18 protein-coding genes are annotated in these 19062 nt (G+C 55.2%); 14 read left to right on the forward strand and 4 right to left on the reverse strand.

Going from position 1 to position 19062, the window contains the following annotated elements:
- Window positions 1-589: 589 nt before the first annotated feature.
- A complete protein-coding gene (locus tag CC94_RS0115825; RefSeq protein WP_031431537.1) occupies window positions 590-3229 on the reverse strand; it encodes an MMPL family transporter in 2640 nt (879 codons plus the stop codon).
- A gap of 1041 nt (window positions 3230-4270) precedes the next feature.
- On the opposite strand from CC94_RS0115825, the gene fliK reads away from it, so the two are divergent.
- From fliK to CC94_RS21715, 3 genes are all read left to right on the forward strand, one after another.
- On the forward strand, window positions 4271-6400 hold the full coding sequence (gene fliK / locus CC94_RS0115835; RefSeq protein WP_157203453.1) for a flagellar hook-length control protein FliK: 2130 nt from the start codon (window positions 4271-4273) through the stop codon (window positions 6398-6400).
- Window positions 6397-6666, forward strand: coding sequence for an EscU/YscU/HrcU family type III secretion system export apparatus switch protein (locus CC94_RS0115840; protein WP_005371391.1), 270 nt, complete (start codon window positions 6397-6399; stop codon window positions 6664-6666). The genes fliK and CC94_RS0115840 overlap by 4 nt, the downstream gene beginning before the upstream one ends.
- Before the next feature lie 252 nt (window positions 6667-6918).
- On the forward strand, window positions 6919-7425 hold the full coding sequence (locus CC94_RS21715; RefSeq protein WP_005371392.1) for an REP-associated tyrosine transposase: 507 nt from the start codon (window positions 6919-6921) through the stop codon (window positions 7423-7425).
- Window positions 7426-7555: 130 nt separating this feature from the next.
- Here CC94_RS21715 and CC94_RS0115850 read toward each other — a convergent pair whose 3' ends face one another.
- The gene (locus CC94_RS0115850; protein ID WP_245619768.1) at window positions 7556-7867 is read right to left on the reverse strand and encodes a flagellar basal body-associated FliL family protein; all 312 of its coding nucleotides are present in this window, start codon (window positions 7865-7867) and stop codon (window positions 7556-7558) included.
- 755 nt (window positions 7868-8622) lie between these two features.
- Between CC94_RS0115850 and CC94_RS24145 the strand changes: the two genes are divergently transcribed.
- The 5 genes from CC94_RS24145 (at window position 8623) to CC94_RS0115875 (ending at window position 13956) form a co-directional block, all read left to right on the forward strand.
- Window positions 8623-10908, forward strand: a complete 2286-nt coding sequence (locus CC94_RS24145; RefSeq protein WP_005371394.1) for a flagellin N-terminal helical domain-containing protein — start codon at window positions 8623-8625, stop codon at window positions 10906-10908.
- Window positions 10909-10996: 88 nt separating this feature from the next.
- Window positions 10997-11407: a flagellar protein FlaG gene (locus CC94_RS0115860; RefSeq protein WP_005371395.1), complete on the forward strand. Its 411-nt coding sequence runs from the start codon at window positions 10997-10999 to the stop codon at window positions 11405-11407.
- Window positions 11408-11721: 314 nt separating this feature from the next.
- Window positions 11722-13098: a flagellar filament capping protein FliD gene (gene fliD / locus CC94_RS0115865; protein WP_005371396.1), complete on the forward strand. Its 1377-nt coding sequence runs from the start codon at window positions 11722-11724 to the stop codon at window positions 13096-13098.
- 143 nt (window positions 13099-13241) lie between these two features.
- On the forward strand, window positions 13242-13634 hold the full coding sequence (fliS, locus tag CC94_RS0115870; RefSeq protein WP_005371398.1) for a flagellar export chaperone FliS: 393 nt from the start codon (window positions 13242-13244) through the stop codon (window positions 13632-13634).
- 16 nt (window positions 13635-13650) lie between these two features.
- Window positions 13651-13956 (forward strand): flagellar protein FliT, encoded by a 306-nt coding sequence (locus CC94_RS0115875; RefSeq protein WP_005371400.1) that lies wholly within the window; start codon window positions 13651-13653, stop codon window positions 13954-13956.
- Between the two features lie 387 nt (window positions 13957-14343).
- On the opposite strand, the gene CC94_RS0115880 is transcribed toward CC94_RS0115875, so the two are convergent.
- Both CC94_RS0115880 and CC94_RS0115885 read right to left on the reverse strand, forming a co-directional pair.
- Window positions 14344-14772, reverse strand: coding sequence for a type II toxin-antitoxin system VapC family toxin (locus CC94_RS0115880; RefSeq protein ID WP_005371402.1), 429 nt, complete (start codon window positions 14770-14772; stop codon window positions 14344-14346).
- Window positions 14772-15002 (reverse strand): AbrB/MazE/SpoVT family DNA-binding domain-containing protein, encoded by a 231-nt coding sequence (locus CC94_RS0115885; protein ID WP_005371404.1) that lies wholly within the window; start codon window positions 15000-15002, stop codon window positions 14772-14774. Before CC94_RS0115885 ends, CC94_RS0115880 begins: the two co-directional genes overlap by 1 nt.
- 676 nt (window positions 15003-15678) lie before the next feature.
- On the opposite strand from CC94_RS0115885, the gene CC94_RS0115890 reads away from it, so the two are divergent.
- The 6 genes from CC94_RS0115890 to fliQ all read left to right on the forward strand — a co-directional run bounded on the left by CC94_RS0115890 (window position 15679) and on the right by fliQ (window position 19062).
- Complete coding sequence (locus CC94_RS0115890) at window positions 15679-16170, forward strand: flagellar basal body-associated FliL family protein (protein WP_031431541.1); 492 nt, start codon at window positions 15679-15681, stop codon at window positions 16168-16170.
- Window positions 16171-16173: 3 nt separating this feature from the next.
- Window positions 16174-17178, forward strand: coding sequence for a flagellar motor switch protein FliM (fliM, locus tag CC94_RS0115895; protein WP_005371406.1), 1005 nt, complete (start codon window positions 16174-16176; stop codon window positions 17176-17178).
- A 44-nt stretch (window positions 17179-17222) separates the two neighbouring features.
- Window positions 17223-17588: a flagellar motor switch protein FliN gene (fliN, locus tag CC94_RS0115900; protein ID WP_031431542.1), complete on the forward strand. Its 366-nt coding sequence runs from the start codon at window positions 17223-17225 to the stop codon at window positions 17586-17588.
- Between the two features lie 95 nt (window positions 17589-17683).
- Window positions 17684-18028 (forward strand): flagellar biosynthetic protein FliO, encoded by a 345-nt coding sequence (gene fliO / locus CC94_RS0115905; protein ID WP_245619769.1) that lies wholly within the window; start codon window positions 17684-17686, stop codon window positions 18026-18028.
- On the forward strand, window positions 18021-18776 hold the full coding sequence (gene fliP / locus CC94_RS0115910) for a flagellar type III secretion system pore protein FliP (protein WP_005371410.1): 756 nt from the start codon (window positions 18021-18023) through the stop codon (window positions 18774-18776). The genes fliO and fliP overlap by 8 nt, the downstream gene beginning before the upstream one ends.
- Window positions 18777-18792: 16 nt before the next feature.
- Complete coding sequence (gene fliQ, locus CC94_RS0115915) at window positions 18793-19062, forward strand: flagellar biosynthesis protein FliQ (RefSeq protein WP_005371411.1); 270 nt, start codon at window positions 18793-18795, stop codon at window positions 19060-19062.

Consider the following 19062-nt stretch of genomic DNA (forward strand, 5'->3'; position numbering starts at 1 on the left):
ATCTCCGGATGTACCGTCAGCCTGAGAAGAGCGGTTGGGCGGTGATGAGTGCAGCGCTTACCGGTCTGGGTCTTCGTAATACACAGGGACGGCCGGACAATGATGATGAATTTCAGCTCCACTTGCAAACCGTTTAGGATGTGGCTAGAAATAGCTTCCCGGCATGCCGCCGATCGTTCCTGTTTTCAGTCGTAGGGTATGCTGTGCGTACCATTGGGGGCGAAAAGGTACGCACAGCGTACCCTACGGTATGAACCGCCGGCTGCATGCCGGGCGGGATATTTATCCCGTCCGTAACGTTTAAAGCGGGACCGACAGGGAAAATGATTTGGTGTTTGCTGAGAATTTTCAAACAGTGCGGACGGGGTGTAAACCCGATGCCGCTAAGATAAGCTGGAGTCAAGCCTTCTTAAAAGTACAAAGCTGGCTTTGTCAATCGGTTTCGTCATTTGCAAAGCCAGCTTGGAGCGTCGGGGCTAAATTTAACAGCACCGGTTATAACCGCTGTCCCGCTCAGGAGGGGGCACCCGATGACGACTCTTTTTAATTCAATTTCGGCCTCCGAGGGCGCCCCTTCCCGGCTGTGGCCTTATCCGCGGGCTATTCGCCCCTCCTCTCCGGAAACAAACGCCGGCAACACGATCAGCGTGCAGATAATACTCAGAAGCAATCCGATCGACAGCAGTTGCCCCATGCCGGCAAGGCCGAGATGCGGGGTGAACGCCATGCTGACCAGGCTGCACATCGTGGTCAGCTCGCTGAACACGACGCCTCTGGCCGTGCCGGTTCTGAGAACACTGTCTTCCCGATCCGGATGGCGCAGCCGGTTCATGATGTTGATGCCGGCATCGACGCCCAGCCCGAACAGGATCGGAATGACGATGATATTGGCAAAGTTGAACGGATTGTCCATCAGTACCGTAGAGGCGCCGGTCAGGACGGCCGTCATCGTCAAAGGCAGCAGAATCAGCAGCGCGTCCTTGGTGTTGCGCTGCGTGAATATCAACACGATCACAATGGCCGCGACGGCACTGGCCAGCGCCTGTTGAAAGGCTTTTACGATCGCATTGCCCGATTCCAGGTAAATGACCGGCAGATCGGTCGCGTGTGGGGCGATTTGCCGGACCTCGCGGATGAACGCTTTCAGGTTTTTCTCATCGTTGAGGTCCTTGCTGGGCGAGGCCATGATCCGGTAGACGCCGTCTTTGCCGAGCCAGCGTTCGGCAAGGTCGGGCGGCAGCGTATCGATCGTGACCTCGCCCGGATTCAACCCTTTCAGCAGCGTATTCATGGTATCCGGCAGCGTATCCAGCAGGCTGAATTGCAATTTGTCCAGCATGGCTTTTCTTTCCGGAGCCGATTTCGCTTGCAATACCGCAATCAGCGACTCCACTTTCCGATGCAACGGACGCAGGGTTGCCGCAAGCTCGCTGTCGGGCTTTTCCTTTAAATGCTTGCCGACAGCCTGCCTGAATTTTTCCAATGCCGCCATGCCGTTTTCAACGCTATCCCGATGCGGGGCCGGAAACGCCGTCAACTGGAGCCCCATGACCAGGGACAAGTCATCGATGATGCTCAGTTTGGCCTCCTGGTTCGAAGGGATATAGTCGTAAATCGTAATCGCATTTTCGACCGATTCCAGTTGCATCAGCCTTTGCGCCGTGGCCAATGCTTCGTCTTGACTGTCCGCCAGTACGGTCAGCGTCATCGGCGAGGTATTTTGGGTTTTCAGCAATTCCCTGAAGGTGGCCACCGATTCGCTGTAGGGATCGCGCAAATTGAGCGGGTTGATGTCGAACCGGGCCTGGGTCAGCACGGCCAGGCCCGCCGCAGTCAGTAAGGCGGTAGCCCACTTGACCGGAGTGGCATGCCGGATCGGGAACAGGTAAACCCAGTCCGGGAACAGATCGTCGGACTTTTTTGCCGGCCCCGAATTCGGTGGAAACAGCTTCAATATCGCCGGCAGTACGATCAGCGTGATCAGTAGCGAAATGAAAATGCCCACGCCGGCGATCAGCCCCAGTTCGGAAACGCCGGTGTATTGGGTTGGCAGGAAGGCAAAAAAGCCGGTCGCTCCCGTGATCGCGCACAAAGTGACCGGCGGCGCGACCTTGCGCACGGCTTCGAGCAGGGCCTGCCCGCGGGGCATGTTCTGCCTGAACAGTTCGCGGTAGCGCATGCAGACCTGGACCGCGTAATCATCGCCGATACCGATATACAGCGCCGCGAAGGACACCGAAATAATGTTCAGATGCCCAATGGCCAGTGCGGCAAAGCCGAAAGTCAGCATCAGGCCCATGGTCAGCACGCCGAGCGTGGCCAGCGTCAGTTTGACCGACCGGAAGCCGATCAGTAGGGACAGGAAGACCAGCAGGAACGAGAACGCCGAAGCCATTTCGGCGCTGTAGGTTACCGTGGCCAGTTCGTCGTGTTCCAGCACGACCTCGCCGGTCAGCCGTATGTCGATTCCTGGGAAAATTTGTTCGGCTTTTGCCGTGACGGCCCGTACCGCCGCCAGCGGCTTTTCGGCCGGCATCAGTTCTTCGAAATTCAGATGGGGCTTGAGCAGAATGAAGCGCCGGGTGCTCGACAGGTCCCTGTGTTCCCCCACCATCAACTGCTGCCAGGATAACTGATAAGTCTTGCCGTCCAGTACGGCCTGGATCGCCGCACCGATTTTATCGAGTAGGGGATTCAGGTCGACCGGCAATTCATGCGTTTTTGCGGTAATGGCCTGTTCGAGAATGTTGAACAGCCCTTTCAGGCTGTTATCCTTGGACAGCGTGCCGATGAAGGGCTGGGCTTCCGTCATTTTGGCGGCCAGTTCCTCCAACTTGTCAAGGTCGAGATAAAGCAGGCCGTGCCGCTCGAAGAAATCGCCTGCGCCCGGGATGTAAACCGATTTGATCTGCCGTTCCCTGCCGAATTCCGCTCCGAGATAATCCAAAGCGCGCGTTGCCTGCTCCGGTGTCCGGGCATCGACTACGACCAGGATCGCCTGGTCATCCTGCGGAAAAGCCTTGATAAAACGCTCGCGATCTTTCTGGAACTGCAGATCCTTCGATAGAATATCGGTCGTATCGGCATCGATGCCCAGGTGCTTGGCCGTATAGTACACGCTGAATCCGCAGAGCAGCAGGAACGTCAGGATTAGCGTTTTCGGATAACGCAGCAATCTGCCATCCAGTTTGGCGATCCATTGACCATAAACTTCGGTGATTTTTTTCATGCGGCACCTGGGGTCTTTTTATGTTAGGGGGCAGAATCCGGAAACTGCTTTCGCGGTTTGGGCAATAGATTTATAGACTGCAAAATAGCAAAATTCCTCAAAATAACAGTACAGGCGAGGGCATGCCGGGGCAATCGCGCTATGTCTCGTTTTTCCGAAGATCCGCGTTGCGGGGCAGCGGGTCCAAACGCCGGACGGGATATTGGAGGCTGTGAAAGTATTCCGCAGCCTTAAAAAACCCGTCCTGCGGAAGTTTCACCATCGCATGATTGCCGTGGAGGGCAGGCCTTCCTTCCATGATTGACTTAATGGGAAGGTCTCGAAGATGAGGGCCGAACCGCGCAACGCTTGGCCGTGGCGGCTTGCATTCGCGGCGGGTATGACAACACTCGCGGCAGGGCAGGGATGCAGCAATTGCTGTCAATCCATGTCATTCAATGGGGCTTTGCTTGAGGTCTCCGTGCCGAGACTTGGTGAATTATGCCGGAATTTGCTATTTTATATTTCACCGACAACCGAATGAGGAGGGTATGATGAAATCGTCTATCCTATTATTTTTCATGCTGGCATTGCTTGCGGGATGTGAAAATACCAAAGGCCAAAATCGGCATGATCCCAATCATCATGAGCAATCCGTACAGAAAGATCGCGAGGCGTCCAGGGTTTTGCGATTCGGCACCTAAAAAATCGGATGCGGTATTGAAAGCATGAGTTTGGGTGTCTAGAGCATTTTCATATCGCGTATAAGTGCACAATACTGTTAAGTCAAGCCGTCATCTCGGCAGGGATTCATGCCAGGCTTTCCTGCCTGGCCCCCTTCGGGTCAATGCAAATCTGTTCCAGACAGATTTGTGCCGAGATCCAGATGACAGGGATGTATTAGAGCCCGCCATCCTTGGCTTCTGGATTCCGGCAATCCTTGCCGGAATGACGAGTTTCCCTTAACTTGGCGGCACGTAAACCCGAAACGAAAATGCTCTAGCCGGCCTGCGCTTGTTGCAAGGCACAATCTCCCCCTTACCGTACCCGACCGAGGCTTGGATGATGGAAATTCGCAACAGTGCGGCTCTCTCGAATGTTGCAGCGACCGCCGCGTCTCCTCAACAGATTGAGTCGCTTAAACTGGGAACTATCCTCGATGTCGTAGTTCAGGCGCGGATGGGCGAAAATCGTTTTCAGCTTCAGCGGTTACCGGGCGGCGAATCGCTGACCGCGATGAGCCAAGCGGAATTGACCGTCGGCCAGCGCTTGCAGGTTCAGGTGAGCCGGCTCGGCGCGCTGCCCGAATTACGCGTTCTTCCTGCCGAGCCGCCCGGGCCGGAAGTCGTGCCCAAGGCCCTGCGCGAGCTGTTGCCGAAGCAGATCGATTTGAAGGAATTCGCCGCGATGGTGGGCCGGTTGCCGTCCTCGAATTCTTCGAATCTGCCGGGGCCGGTGCATGTGGCTGTGGAACGTCTCGCCGCGGCACTGCCGCAGGCGGAAAAGTTGATGACGCCCGAGGGTTTGCAAAAAGCCGTGCGGAATTCGGGAGTGTTTCTTGAGGCGTCGCTGGCCGCGGCCCTGGCCGAAGGCGCGCCGCTTCCGGAAAATGATTTGAAGGCGCGCCTGCTGAATCTGCTGGCCGTTCTGCAGCCAGGGGAAGGCGGCAAGGCGGCTGCCCCTGCTCGATCTTTGCGGCAGGAAAGCGCCTCTCCGCCCGGCACGGCGCCTTCCGAAACGGCGGCACCGGCACCGGAAGAGGCCGGCGATCAGGCCATTCTGAATCCGGCTAAAGTGCCGCAACGGGCGGAAACCGCCTTGCCTCCACCGACCGGTAAAGCATTGCCGCCGCAATCGCAGGTCAAAAGTGCTGCCGAGGGACAGCTCCCGGCTTCACCGTCTGCTCCGTGGCCGCCGGCGACTCGACCGGAAGAAAAAATCGGCGCGCCGGCGCCGGCCGAAACGGAAACTTTCGCGCCCAAACCGGAGCAAAGCGCGGCCAAGCTCGCTGTCGACAAAGCGGCGAGTCCTGCGGCGGAGCGTCTTGTCACGGTACTGCCGCAGGCGGCAAAACTGATGACGCCCGAGGGTTTGCAAAAAGCCGTCCGGAATCCGGGCGTGTTTCTTGAGGCGGCCCTGGCCGAAGGCGCGCCGCTTCCGGAAAATGATTTGAAGGCGCGCCTGCTGAATCTGCTGGCCGTTCTGCAGCCAGGAGAAGGCGGCAAGGCGGCTGCCCCTGCTCGACCTTTGCGGCAGGAAAGCGCCTCTCCGCCCGGAACGGCGCCCTTCCAAACGGCGGCACAGGTTCCGGAAGAGGCCGGCGATCAGGCCGTTTCGAATCCGGACAAGATGCCGCAACGGGCGGCAAGCGCCTTGCCTACGACGACCGGCGAGCCCCTGCCGCCGCAATCGCAGGCCAAAAGCGCTGCCGTGGGGCAGCTCCCGGCTTCGCCGTCTGCCCCGTGGCTGTTGCTGACTCAACCGGAAGAGAAAGTCGGCGCGCCGGCGCCGGCCGAAACGGAAACTTTCGCGCCCAAACCGGAGCAAAGCGCGGCTAAACTCGCTGCCGACAAAGCGGCCCATTCCACGGATATTCAGACGCCGGAGAAAGAAGGGCTGGCGGCCGGGGCCAAACCGCAGCCATTCGAAACGAGCCTATCGACGGTTCGGAACGCGCCGCCTCTTCCTTTAACCGATAAAGCCGAAGACAGTTTCAGCAAACCGGAAGAGATCGACCCGGCCAAGCTGGCCCAGAAAGCGGAAGGCGCATTGGCTAAAATTGCCGTTGATCAATTGGCCTCTCAGCCGCGCGACGACGGCACCGTATGTTTGCAATTGAATCTGCCTTTCGTTGCGGGAAACTATCAGGACAACGCCGAACTGTCGATTGCCGCGGAAGGCGGCTCTCCGACCGAGGACCGTGTTCCCGGCTGGACCGCGACGATCCAGCTCCAGCCTCCCGGCATGGGCGCCTTTAACGCCCGTATCATCTGGAACGGCACGCAAATCGATGCCTGCCTCTGGAGCGATCGGGAAGAAACCGCCGACAGGATCGGCCAGGCGACCGAAACGCTGCGTGCAAGGCTGGAGCAGGCCGGGTTGGCGGTTGGGGCGCTCACCGTCTTGGACCGACCGCCTTCGTCGTCGCTTTCGGAAACGGTTGACCTACACTTGCTGGACCTTCTCGCATGACCCAAAACAACCCAAAATCCACCCTTGCCGTTGCGCTGAACTATGACGGAACCGGCGCCCCCAGAGTGACTGCCAAAGGAAGAGGATTGCTGGCGGAACAGATTATCGAACTGGCCGAAGCGCACCATATTCCTCTGCGTCACGATGCGGAATTGGTTCAAGTATTGGCCAGCGTGCCTCTGGAGCGCGAAATCCCGCGCGAGCTCTACATCGCGGTGGCCGAAGTGATTGCGTTCGCCTACATGCTGAGCGGCAAACGGCCGTAAGGCGGATTCGCCGAAGGCAATCCGCCGGGTTTCGCGGCAGGCCATGCCCCGGTTTGAGGCCTGAAAGGCGGTTTGCTTCGCGAAACCACCCTACGAGGTTGCACTGTCTCAGGTACGGAGTAGGGCGGATTCGCCGAAGGCAATCCGCCGGGTTTCGCGGCAGGCCATGCCCCGGTTTGAGCCTGAAAGGTGGTTTGCTTCGCGAAACCACCCTACGTTTCTGCTACGCTTATTTTTATTTCGGGATTTCCGATGTCTAATTACCGGCGCAATTTCGTAGCGGGCGGATGCTATTTTTTTACCGTCAATCTTCTCGACCGGAAACAGACGTTATTGACCGATCATATCGGGCTTTTGCGCGACTCCGTTCGGCGCGTGAAAATCTTATATCCCTTCCATATCGATGCCTGGGTGGTATTGCCGGATCATATGCACTGTATATGGACGCTGCCGTCCGACTCCGATGATTACCCTTTGCGCTGGCGTTTGATTAAACTGCTGTTCTCGAAAGGTCTGCCCAATATCGAGCGAATATCCCCGCTCCGCCGCCGGCGCGCCGAACGCGGCATATGGCAGCGCCGTTACTGGGAACACACGCTGGCATCCGAACGCGATTATTCCCGGCACATCGACTATGTTCATGTTAACCCTTTAAAACATGGCTACGTCAGCCGCGTGCGCGATTGGCCGTATTCCTCGTTCCACCGTTATGTATGCTATGCGACGGCATTCTGCCGGTGGACTGGTGCGGAAAAGTAGAGAATTTGCCTCATGTATCGGAGTAGGGCGGATTCGCCGAAGGCAATCCGCCGGCATTCATGACAAGCCATTCCTTGGCTTTGAGGCTAAATGGCGGATTGCCTTCGGCGAATCCGCCATTTAGCCTACATCAATAGCTGATCAAAAATTCGCTGAAAAAAGCGTCTCGAAAGCCATCGCTGTCCTCGTAGTGCTCCAGGGTTTTTTTAATGGCGGCGGCGGTTTCCTTGCGTAAGGCTTCGCGCTGTTCCATTGTCTGGATCGAATCGGTCGACCTGCCGCTGAGCAGCATGATCAGCTCGTGCTTGATCGCCGGCATATGTTTTTTGAGTTTTTCGACTGCCTTCGGGCCTTCGGCTAAAAGCTGAACATTGACCAGCAAGTAGCTTCTCGGTTCAGCCAGATTGACCGTAATTTTGGGCGTGATTTCCAGGTATTCCATGCCGCCTTCCCCCGATGAGGATCCTTCGTTCGCATAAGCCCAAGAAGACATGAGTAAAAAACTGAGTAATAAAACCGATAAGCGCACGATTGGCTCCCGTTAAGCTGACGATAATCAGGATTTCAGTATAGGCCATTTTGGCGCTCGGGTATCGAAAGGCGGATTCGCCGAAGGCAATCCGCCGGGTTCGCCGGGTTCGCCGGGTTCGCCGGGTTCGCCGGGTTTCGCGGCAGGTCATGCCCTGGATTTGAGGCCTGAGGTGGTTTGCTTCGCGAAACCACCCTACGGGGTTGCAGCGGGGTAGGGTGGATTCGCCGAAGGCAATCCACCGGGTTCGCCGGGTTTCGCGGCAGGCCATGCCCTGGATTTGAGGCCTGAGGTGGTTTGCTTCGCGAAACCATCCTACGGGGTTGCAGCGGGGTAGGGTGGATTCGCCGAAGGCAATCCGCCGGGTTCGCCGGGTTTCGCGGCAGGTCATGCCCTGGATTTGAGGCCTGAGGTGGTTTGCTTCGCGAAACCACCCTACGAGGTTGCAGCGGGGTAGGGTGGATTCGCCGAAGGCAATCCACCGGGGTGCTGCGATTATGTGAAGCAGATCACAAAACGCATGACAGGACAAAAAAACATTAAAGTTTTAAAAAGCGCAGTCGATAACCAGGACAAAGGCGGGGCAATGAGTAATATGAAAAAATCCCCGATACTTTTAAGCCGGCCAAGCCGTTTGGCCTTTTTAGTCCATACATCGGAGAGTCATCATGGCACAAGTTATCAACACCAACATTTCTTCATTGAACGCCCAAAGAAACCTGAGCACGTCGCAGGCTTCGCTGGCGACTTCGCTGCAACGTTTGTCTTCCGGTTTGCGCATCAACAGCGCCAAGGACGACGCGGCAGGTTTGGCGATCAGTGAGCGTATGAACTCGCAAATCCGCGGCAACGACCAAGCGCAGCGCAACGCGAACGACGGTATTTCGCTGGCGCAAACGGCCGAAGGCGATTTGAACACGATCGGCAACAACCTGCAACGGATGCGCGAGCTGGCGGTGCAGTCGGCCAATGCCACCAACTCCGATTCCGACCGCGCGGCGATCAACGGCGAAGTGCAATCGTTGATTGCGGAAATCGACCGGGTGTCGCAAAACTCGTCGTTCAACGGCACCAAACTGCTGGATGGTTCGTTTACCGCTAAAAACTTCCAGATCGGCGCCAACAATTCTTCCAGCGACGTGATCCAGATTTCGTCGATTTCCAGCGCCCGGACTTCGGATTTGGGCAGCGCGGGGGCGTCTTACAAAGCCAGCAATTCGGGCGGGAAAACGATTGCCGCTCTTGCCGCCGGCGATTTGACGCTGAACGGCCAGCAGGTGGGCGCCTCGAAAATCGGCGCGTTGCCCGGTCAAAGCGACGCCAGCGCCTTCTCGATCGCCGAAGCGATCAACGCGATTTCCGGACAGTCCGGCGTGACCGCGACGGCTAATCCGAACACCGTCACCGGCTCTGCCGCAACAGATTTTACCGGGATTGCGGCCAATACCTTCAGTATTAATGGAGTTAATATCGGTGCTGTCGCGGCAGGCGGAACAGCCGCCGGCCAAGGTGCTAACCTGGCGGCGGCAATTAATCAGGTGTCTACTCAAACCGGTGTTACCGCATCGGCAAATGTGACCACGGGAGCCTTAACCCTGACTGCTGCCGATGGCCGCGACATCAGTATCGGTCTGAATAGTGTCGCCGCCGATCCGGCTGCCGCTGCGACCGCAAAAACGGCTTTCCTCAATCGGACAGGTCTTCAATCCGGTAACGTTGGGCAATTAGGCGCTCCTGCTGTTGCCGGCGCGGCCGTAGCTACTGCGGGTACTTTTACTCCGGGTTTTTCGACTGCTGGCGGTACAATTACCGGTCTGACGGTAGATGGCACGAGTGTGGCTGATGTTACCTTGGCTACTGAAGCGTATGCCGCAGCGACTGCCGCCACTGCTGGAGATGCCGGTAGTACCTATACAATTACAAGCTTGACCGCCGGGCAAACCTATAATCTCACTCTCACTGGTAGCGCTACAGGAAATATCTCTTACAAAGCAACAGGAGATGATGATGCAGATGCTACTGCCCTCGCTGACCTTATCAATGGGAAGGGTGCCGGCACAGTGACGGTAGCTGGCAGTACACTGACTGTAGCGGCCTCTAAAACTTTGGGTATTGCTCAAAGCGGCGTTGCCGTGGATGCCGCAACCGCTACAGATAACAAAGACGCGTTGGCAGCTCAAATTGTCGCTGATGTGGGCGCAGGTACTACTGCTGGCGTGATTGGTAAACAAGCCTCCGGTGGCGCCGCATACAATGGACAGCAATTAGCTGCAGCGATTAATACGGCGCTGGAAGCCACCACCGGTGGCACCGCAGCAAACGGCACTGTCGCAGCTGACGCAGCAACCGGGGAAATTACCTTCACGGACGGCACTAATGCGGACGGTTTGACATTCGGCATCTCCGGTACCGCGACGGATCCTGTAGCAGCAGAGGCCACTCAAACGGCCCTGGCGACTCAAACAGGCCTGAGTGCCGATCAACTTGGAAGACAGGCAGCCGCAGCCAGCGCTTTCTCCAATCACGGCACCATTACCTTGTCGAGCACAAGCGCCGACGGCATTGTCCTGGGTGGTGCCGCGGCGGGCAATGCGGGCTTTACTACGGGGACGACAACGGCTACTACCACCTCGTCCGTAAATAGCCTCGCGTCCCTCGACGTGCTGACCGCCGCCAACGCCTCCAAAGCCCTGGACACGATTGACGGCGCCCTGCAGACGATCAATACTTCGCGCGCATCGCTCGGCTCCTACCAAAACCGTTTTGCCGCCGTGGTGGACAGTCTGCAAACGCGGACCGAAAACCTGACCGCTTCGAAGAGCCGGATCACCGACGCCGACTTCGCGAAGGAAACCGCCAACCTGACCCGCGCGCAAATCCTGCAGCAGGCCGGCACGGCGATGTTGTCCCAGGCCAATCAGCTTCCGCAAGGCGTTTTGAGTCTTTTGAGATAATATAGAGTGCCAAGCCATTGCCCGGCGGCAACGCCGGGCTTCCGTTTTTTCATGATCATGTAAAAAGGAGTTTGATGAGGAGGTTAACATGGACATTGGTACCAGCATGACTCAACAGCGCCCTCCCGCTCCGGCCGCGACGCCCGAGCCGGCGGTTCAGGCAAAGGTTCCGATCGACCCGGCTCCGCAAGCCGAGGCGGCAACGGTAGAGGCACGTCTTGTGCCTGATGCCGTTTCCGGCGCAGGGAAAGATCAGGCGAAAGATCCGGAAAAGCTGGGTAATGCCGTCAGTAAGCTGAACGATTTTGTGCAGAACATCCAGAGGGATCTGCAATTCAGCCTTGACGAAGGAAGCGGCGAGATGATCGTTAAAGTCATCGATACGAAAAGCCAGCAAGTCATCCGGCAGATTCCGTCCGAAGAAGCGTTGAGGCTGGCGCGCAGCCTGGCGGAGCAGAATGATAAGGGAAAATTGACGATATTCAGTTCCACGGCCTGATGGGTGTTCGGCATGATAGAGCCGTAGGATGCGGCGAGGAACGCGAACCGCATCGTTCGCGATTGATGCGGTTCGTTCCTCACCGCATCCTACGATCCTGTAACCCGTAAGGTGGATGAATCGTAGGGCGGAACGCGCCAGCGGTTCCGCCAAAAAGGGTTTCAATATCAACGGCCATCGAGCATCGCGACGAAAGCGTCGCTCCCACGGCGGCGGAAACACAAGCCCTTGTGGATTGCCATGATCACATTAACCCTTGCAAAATGCTTGTGATGTTTTGCAAGACAGCTTCTTAAGTTAAGGGGGGACTCAATATGGTTGCAATTACTTCTGCCGGGGTAGGATCGGGGCTGGATATCGAGGGCCTCGTGTCGAAATTGGTGACTGCCGAAGGACAGCCGACGACAGATCGGTTAAACACTCAAGAAGCCACATTACAAGCGGATCTTTCGGCCTACGGTTCGCTGAAGGGTGCCCTGTCTTCGTTTCAGACCAGCGTACAGGCGCTCAAGGATGCTTCCGCGTTCAAGGTGCGCACCGCCACTTCCAGCGACACCGATTTGTTTACCGTAACCGCCGGCAGCGCCGCCGTGGCCGGCAGTTTTTCGATCTCCGTCGATCAATTGGCGCAGGCCGCGAAAGTGCGTTCCGGCGATTTTAGCGCCGAAACCGATGTTGTCGGCGAAGGCAGTCTCAAAATCGATTTGGGTTCCTCCAGTTTCAACATCGCTGTCGGTGCCGACACGACTTTGGCCGGCCTTCGCGATGCGATCAATTCCGCTACGGATAATCCGGGCGTCAAGGCGACGATCATTAAAGTCGATACCGGTTCGCAATTGGTGTTGACCTCGGAAAAGGTCGGCGCAGCCAATACCATCTCAATAACCGCAACCGATGCGAATGCGTCGGACGGCAAGGATTTGAGCCGGCTGGCGACCGCCAATCTGACCACGGTCCAGTCCGCCCAGGACGCCATCATTCATATCGACGGGCAGCAGGTGACCCGCGACAGCAACAGCTTTTCGGACGCGATTACCGGCGTTACCCTTTCACTGGTGAAAGCCGATCCGGCCACGACCGGCAAGATCACCGTCGCGATGGACAAAAGTTCCGTCACCTCCAAGCTCAATGATTTCATCAAGTCGTACAATTCGCTGGTCAATACGATGAGCAATTTATCCAGTTACAACGCCGCTACCCAAACCGGCGGGCCGTTGCTGGGCGACGCCACGTTGCGCGGCGTACAGAATCAGCTTCGCCAGGTGCTGTCGAGTGTCGTGCAAGGCGGGGGCGGCATCTCGGCTTTAGCCGATATCGGCATTGTCAGCGATAAAACCGGCAATTTGCAGTTGGATTCCTCCAAACTGGACAAAGCGATGACAACCAATTTCGATGCCATCGCCAATTTATTTTCTTCCGAAAACGGCTTGGCCAAAAAATTCGACAGCACTTTGACAACGTATCTGTCTTCCGATGGCCCTTTGTCTTCGCGCATTAACGGCGTCAACAAGAGCATTGCCGGTATTGCCGATCAACGGGACGCTCTCAACACGAGGCTGACCGCGCTGGAATCCCGCTACCGCAAGCAGTTTACGGCGATGGATACCTTGGTGGCGCAATTGCAGAGTACCGGAAGTTTTTTGACACAACAATTGGCTAATTTACCCGGTGTCGTAAGTACGAACGGATAAGCTAAAGAAGCCTTTACTGAGTTTTGGAGAATCGGAATATCGGAAAATTAGCGGTTTTTAGCTCTAAAGTTTTGGATGAAACTGCCGCTATAGTTGTCGGATAATTCTGATTTCAAAGCATAAAAAATACAGAGGAGAGTCAAATGAATGCTAGTATGGCAATGAACCAATACAAAGAAGTGCGTGTTCAGTCCTTGGTGATGGATGCGACGCCGCACCGCCTTATCCAGATGCTGATGGAAGGGGTGCTCGAAAAAATCGCGTTGGCGAAGGGCAATATCCTTCGGAAAGAAATCGCTCAAAAAGGCGAGAACATCGGTAAAGCCATTACGATCGTCGGCGGATTGCAGGCCTCGCTGGATAAGGAAAAAGGCGGCGAATTGGCGGAGAATCTGAATAGTCTGTATGGCTATATGTCCCAACGTCTGTTGATGGCCAATCTTCAGAGCGACGAGGCGATTCTCGACGAGATTGCCGATTTGATGCTGGAAATTAAAGCCGGATGGGATGCGATCCCCGGTATTTTGAATGTTTAGGACCGGTTGGCTTTAAATGAACGACAGGATAGCCGAGCTTCTGCAACTGGTTGAGCTAACCCGGGCGATGCTGGAAAAAGCCCAGGCTTCGCTTTGGGATGAGGTGATCGCGTTAGAAGCGGGCAGGCGCGAGCGGATTTCCGCCTTTTTTCTCACCCCTGTCGAGCCTGAATTGGCTTCTCCGGTTGCGGAAAGTATCCGAAATATACTGGCGATGGATTATGAAATAGCGACGCTGGGACTGGCCGAAAAACAGGAGGCGGGCTTGGCTTTACGGCAGATGGAGCAGGGGAAGAAAGCCGTGAAGGCTTATATGCTTTAGTTTTTCGGGCCGGTGGGTGGGGTACGCTGTGCGTACCATTTTCGGCGGTAAACGGTACGCATAGCGTACGGCTCTAGGGCGGAACGCGGCAGCGGTTCCGCCAAAAAAGGTTTCAATATCAACGGCCATCGAGCATCGCGACGAAGGCGTCGCTCCGACGGCGGTGGAAACACAGGGATTTGCGGGAAACACAAGCCCTTGTAGGGTGGATTCGCCGAAGGCAATCCGCCGTGCTTTGAAGGGGATTGGTGTTTTGCTATCGCGAAAACACCCTACAACTCTGCTCTTCGTAACGCTTGGCTTGGATAACAGCGCGGTGGATGCGCTTCGTTTATCCAACCCTGTGTTGTTGCAAATTCCATCCCGAGCGAGGCCTCCTTGAGGACCCTATCGATTCAACCCGTTGGCCGAATTCGGCATGATCAACTCGACGCTGGGAAAGTAGGTGCTGAAGCGTCCCCGATCCCGCGTCATTAGCCGGTAATTTGCTACTACGGCGTGCGCCCCAATGAAAAAATCCGGCAGCACATTGCTTTTGCCGCCTTGGCGCTTCTTGTACTGTAAAAAGGCTTTCCCCGCCAAAAACAGGGCCTCTTTCGGGATTGGCCGGATGACGAAGCCCAGATGTTCGAACAGGACTTCCACTTCTTCGATGCGCTCGAATCCTATGGAGCACTCGGCGTAAATGATCGGGTTAATGACCAGGGTATTGTTCTGGTCGAGTCGCTCCAGGGTCGCGACACTCCATTCGAACCAGGCGCTTTCAGGGTCGGAGAGGTCGATGACCACGCCACTATCGATCAGGATAACGGCCATCAGCCGGCTCGCGTCAAGGCCATGATATCGTCGGTGCTCATCGTCAATTTTGCCGTTTTATGGGCGGACCGGAACCGGCTGGTTTTTTTTGTCCGGCTTGGGGCTTTGACGATATACCAGCGCCCGTTTTTATCCTGTAGAAATTCGATCTCGGTTTCGGCGGGCAGGATGCCCATGCTTTCCCGGACGTTTTGAGGAATGGTGACTTGGCCTTTGCTTGTAACGCGCATGATGATTACCGGGTGGAAAGTAATACTTTAATGGTAATACTCTGTAACGGGAAAAGTAAATAGAGGGATGAAAAACAGGGCAATCGCGCTTTGAAGGGGATTGGTGTTTTGCTATCGCGAAAACACCCTACCGCGTTGTAGGGTTTCCATATCAACGGTCATCGAGCATCGCGACGAAGGCGTCGCTCCGACGGCGGTGGAAACACAGGGATTTGCGGGAAACACAAGCCCTTGTAGGGTGGATTCGCCAAAGGCAATCCGCCGTGCTTTGAGGGGGATTGGTGTTTTGCTATCGCGAAAACACCCTACCGCGTTGTAGGGCGGAACGCGGCAGCGGTTCCGCCAAAAAAGGTTTCAATATCAACGGCCATCGAGCATCGCGACGAAGGCGTCGCTCCGACGGCGGTGGAAACACAGGGATTTGCGGGAAACACAAGCCCTTGTAGGGTGGATTCGCCGAAGGCAATCCGCCGTGCTTTGAGGGGGATTGGCGTTTTGCTATCGCGAAAACACCCTACAGCGCTCGTCATTCCGCCAATCTCTGCCGGAATGACGGCCTTTGTGAATATGGCGCGATTGCCCCGTCCTGCGTGAGCTGTTCCTATCTCTTTCCCTTGCCAGTGTCTATAATAGTAAGCATCGATTTTTTAAATTAAACGAAGCTTCGATTTCGACTATGGCAGAATCTGATCAAAACGCCGGTAAAGGGAAAAAATCTACGATGAAGCTGCTCGCCATTATTCTGGGGGCGGTTTTATTGGCCGGAGGTGTTGGAGGGGGTGTTTTTTATTATTTGCATCATTCGGCCAATGCCGAAAAAACGGCGCACGACGATGAAGAGGAAGCTGAAAAGCTTTACTATGAGATGGCTAAACCTCTGACGGTGAATTTTCCCAGAGGCTCATCCATTCAGATGATCCAGATTTCGCTCGCTTTTCTGGTCGCCGGAAAAGAGGATGCCTTGGAAGCTGTGAAAAAGCATGAGCCCATGATTCGCAATAACTTGTTGATGCTGATCAGTGCTCAAAAACCCGAAAGCTTGAACATGCGCGAGGAGAAGGAAAAGCTGCGCGCCGCCATGTTGAATGAAGTGAATTCGATTCTCAAAAAAATGGCGGGAAAGAGTCAGGTTAAGGAATTGTTTTTTACTGCCTTCGTCATGCAATAGATTATGAGTACGTCGGATTTACTTTCCCAGGAAGAGATCGAGGCGCTGCTCAATAGTGTCGAAGAGGGCGATTTTGAGCCTGAAGCCGAAGTTGAAAGCATAGCGGAGGAAGTTGATGCGCGAGAGGTCGTCAAGCCCTATGATTTCAACACCCAGGAAAGGGTGGTTCAGCGGCGCCATATACGCACGCTGGAGATGATTAACGACCGTTTCTCCAACTCTTTACGTACATCGCTGTTTAAATTGTTGCACCGTTCTCCGGAAATTTTCGTATCGGGGATTCAGTTTCAGAAGTTTTCCGATTTCATGGACCGGTTGCGCACGCCGACCAACTTGAATATTGTCCGGATTTCCCCGCTTCGGGGGCGGGCATTGATCGTGATGGACCCCTATTTCGTGTTTACCGTGGTCGATAATTTCTTCGGCGGCAACGGTCAGTACGACCATAATTCTCAAGGCCGCGAGTTTACCCGGACCGAAATGAGGGTAATCCAGAAGATATTGGACATGATTTTCAAAGACCTGAAAGATGCCTGGGAACCGGTGCTGGCGATCAATTTCGAATATTTGAATTCGGAGATCAATCCGAATTATGCGGCGATTGTCGGAGTGGACGATTATGTGATGATCACTACGGTCAACATTGCATTGGAGGGCGGGGGCGGCGATATCAACATTCTGATGCCCTATGCGATGATCGAACCGATCAAGGGTTTATTGGAGTCGGTGGGAGTGGACAGTACGGAATCCGACACGCAATGGCGGGTGGCTTTGAGAAATGAAGTGATGGAGGCTAAACTGAAAGTGAATACCCAGTTGGTCGAGAAGAATCTGCCCATCAGCGATATTTTGCGGTTGAAGAAAGGCGACATCATCCCGATCGACATGCCGAAAACCCTGTCCTTGAAGGCCGAAGGCGTATCTGTCTTTACGTGCAGACCTTGCACTTCGGAAGGTCACTATGCCGTGCAGATTATCGATAAGATAGTGAGAACCGAGTCCGTTTGAGTGATTCGGGCAATATTAACAATTCAAATGGTTATACAAGCAATATGAATAAAGATCCCCTTGAATCGGGTGAAGTTAAAGTTAATGAATTCGAAGAAGCGGGAACTCTTCACAATGAATACGAGAAACCATTAAGCGCCTCATCGGAAGAACTCAATCTCGACGTCATTCTGGATGTTCCTGTCACCCTGTCTATGGAATTTGGCCGGACGCAGATCAGCATCAGAAATTTGTTGAAATTGAATCAGGGGGCGATTGTCGAACTCGATCGTCTCGCGGGCGAGCCGCTCGATATTCTGGTTAACGGCACCTTGGTTGCGCATGGCGAAGTGGTTGTCGTCAATGAAAAATTCGGTATTCGCCTGACCGACATCATCAGTCTGTCGGAACGCGTCAAAAGATTGGCCTGATGTCGATAAAACCTCTCTTTTGCATTTTTTTATTTCTATGCGCATCCGCGAGTTTTGCCTTGCCGACGGATGTTTCAAAACCGCCTTTTCGAAGCGTGGCTTCCGCCGATCTGCTCCACTGGACTCTTGGACTCCTGGTTGTACTGGGGATTTTTTTTCTTTGCATCTGGGTTATCGGCAAATTCAGCCGAATGGCTGCGGCCGGCGCAGAGCGAATGCGAGTGATCGGCGGACTCTCGCTGGGTATGCGGGAAAAAGTCATCCTGTTGCAGGTGGGTAGGAAACAACTGGTTCTGGGCGTTACGCCCGGCCGGATTCAGACCTTGCACGTACTGGAGGGAGATGATTGTTTGGCCGGAGAAGACGCCGCCAAAAGTTCCGTCAAGGGCGTATTTGCCCAAAAACTCATGCAAGCGATTAAATCCCGTCCCGATGCGTAGCTCTCTCGTGTTGACCGCCTTGCTCCTGGCCGCCGGTTGCCTATGGGCCGAGACGCCTGCGTTTGCGGCCGGCATCGATGCCGTCACCGTCACCACCGGCAAGCAGGGCGGCCAGACCTATAGCGTCACGATTCAGATTCTGGCGCTGATGACCTTGCTGACCGTGTTGCCGGCGTTGCTGCTGACGATGACTGCGTTTACCCGGATCGTGATTGTGCTGAGTTTACTGCGGCAGGCCCTCGGCACGGGGCAGGCGCCCAGCAATCAGGTGTTATTGGGCTTGTCTTTGTTTTTGACGATTTTCATCATGATGCCGGTACTCGAGAAAGTCAATACGGAGGCGGTACAGCCTTACCTCGAAGAAAAAATCGACGCGGCCACGGCAATTACCCAAGCTTCGGAGCCGTTCCGCCAATTTATGCTGAAGCAGACCCGTGAGGCCGATCTGGAGATGTTTATCAGAATTTCCGGTCATGCCGACTTGAATTCCATCGAAGAGGTTCCTTTTTCATTGTTGCTTTCCGCTTATGTCACGAGCGAGTTGAAAACGGCTTTTCAGATAGGGTTTCTGATTTTCCTGCCGTTCCTGATCATCGATCTTGTCGTTGCGAGTGTGTTGATGACGATGGGGATGATGATGCTGTCCCCGATGATCGTTTCGTTGCCGTTCAAAATCATGTTGTTCGTACTGGCCGATGGCTGGTCCTTGATTATGGAAATGCTGGCGGCGAGTTTTTACGTCAACTGAAATCGAAGTCAAAATTATGACGCCGGATACCATTTATGATATCAGCCAGGATGCGATGATCGTCGCAATCAAGCTGACGGCCCCCATTTTGCTGCCCTCCCTAGGGGTTGGTCTGATTATTGCTATGTTTCAGGCGGCGACCCAGATCAACGAAGCAACGCTGACCTTCGTCCCTAAATTGATCGTCATTGGGCTCGTACTGCTGATTGCCGGGCCCTGGATGCTGCAATTGTTTCTCGATTATTTTCAAGGCCTGGTAAAGGCGATTCCGCAATTGATTGGATAA

The sequence above is a fragment of the Methylomicrobium agile genome, assembly GCF_000733855.1.
Taxonomy (GTDB): Bacteria; Pseudomonadota; Gammaproteobacteria; order Methylococcales; family Methylomonadaceae; genus Methylomicrobium; species Methylomicrobium agile.

Bases quoted from the DNA above. Each gene is read 5' to 3' on its own strand.
- CC94_RS0115860 (WP_005371395.1), top strand. From the start codon at position 10,997: ATGGACATTGGTACCAGCATGACTCAACAGCGCCCTCCCGCTCCGGCC.
- CC94_RS0115880 (WP_005371402.1), bottom strand. From the start codon at position 14,772: ATGGCCGTTATCCTGATCGATAGTGGCGTGGTCATCGACCTCTCCGAC.
- fliN (WP_031431542.1), top strand. From the start codon at position 17,223: ATGAATAAAGATCCCCTTGAATCGGGTGAAGTTAAAGTTAATGAATTC.
- fliP (WP_005371410.1), top strand. From the start codon at position 18,021: ATGCGTAGCTCTCTCGTGTTGACCGCCTTGCTCCTGGCCGCCGGTTGC.
- CC94_RS0115885 (WP_005371404.1), bottom strand. From the start codon at position 15,002: ATGCGCGTTACAAGCAAAGGCCAAGTCACCATTCCTCAAAACGTCCGG.
- CC94_RS21715 (WP_005371392.1), top strand. From the start codon at position 6,919: ATGTCTAATTACCGGCGCAATTTCGTAGCGGGCGGATGCTATTTTTTT.
- fliD (WP_005371396.1), top strand. From the start codon at position 11,722: ATGGTTGCAATTACTTCTGCCGGGGTAGGATCGGGGCTGGATATCGAG.
- fliM (WP_005371406.1), top strand. From the start codon at position 16,174: ATGAGTACGTCGGATTTACTTTCCCAGGAAGAGATCGAGGCGCTGCTC.
- CC94_RS0115890 (WP_031431541.1), top strand. From the start codon at position 15,679: ATGGCAGAATCTGATCAAAACGCCGGTAAAGGGAAAAAATCTACGATG.
- CC94_RS0115840 (WP_005371391.1), top strand. From the start codon at position 6,397: ATGACCCAAAACAACCCAAAATCCACCCTTGCCGTTGCGCTGAACTAT.
- CC94_RS0115825 (WP_031431537.1), bottom strand. From the start codon at position 3,229: ATGAAAAAAATCACCGAAGTTTATGGTCAATGGATCGCCAAACTGGAT.
- fliQ (WP_005371411.1), top strand. From the start codon at position 18,793: ATGACGCCGGATACCATTTATGATATCAGCCAGGATGCGATGATCGTC.
- CC94_RS0115875 (WP_005371400.1), top strand. From the start codon at position 13,651: ATGAACGACAGGATAGCCGAGCTTCTGCAACTGGTTGAGCTAACCCGG.
- CC94_RS0115850 (WP_245619768.1), bottom strand. From the start codon at position 7,867: ATGGAATACCTGGAAATCACGCCCAAAATTACGGTCAATCTGGCTGAA.
- CC94_RS24145 (WP_005371394.1), top strand. From the start codon at position 8,623: ATGGCACAAGTTATCAACACCAACATTTCTTCATTGAACGCCCAAAGA.
- fliS (WP_005371398.1), top strand. From the start codon at position 13,242: ATGAATGCTAGTATGGCAATGAACCAATACAAAGAAGTGCGTGTTCAG.
- fliK (WP_157203453.1), top strand. From the start codon at position 4,271: ATGATGGAAATTCGCAACAGTGCGGCTCTCTCGAATGTTGCAGCGACC.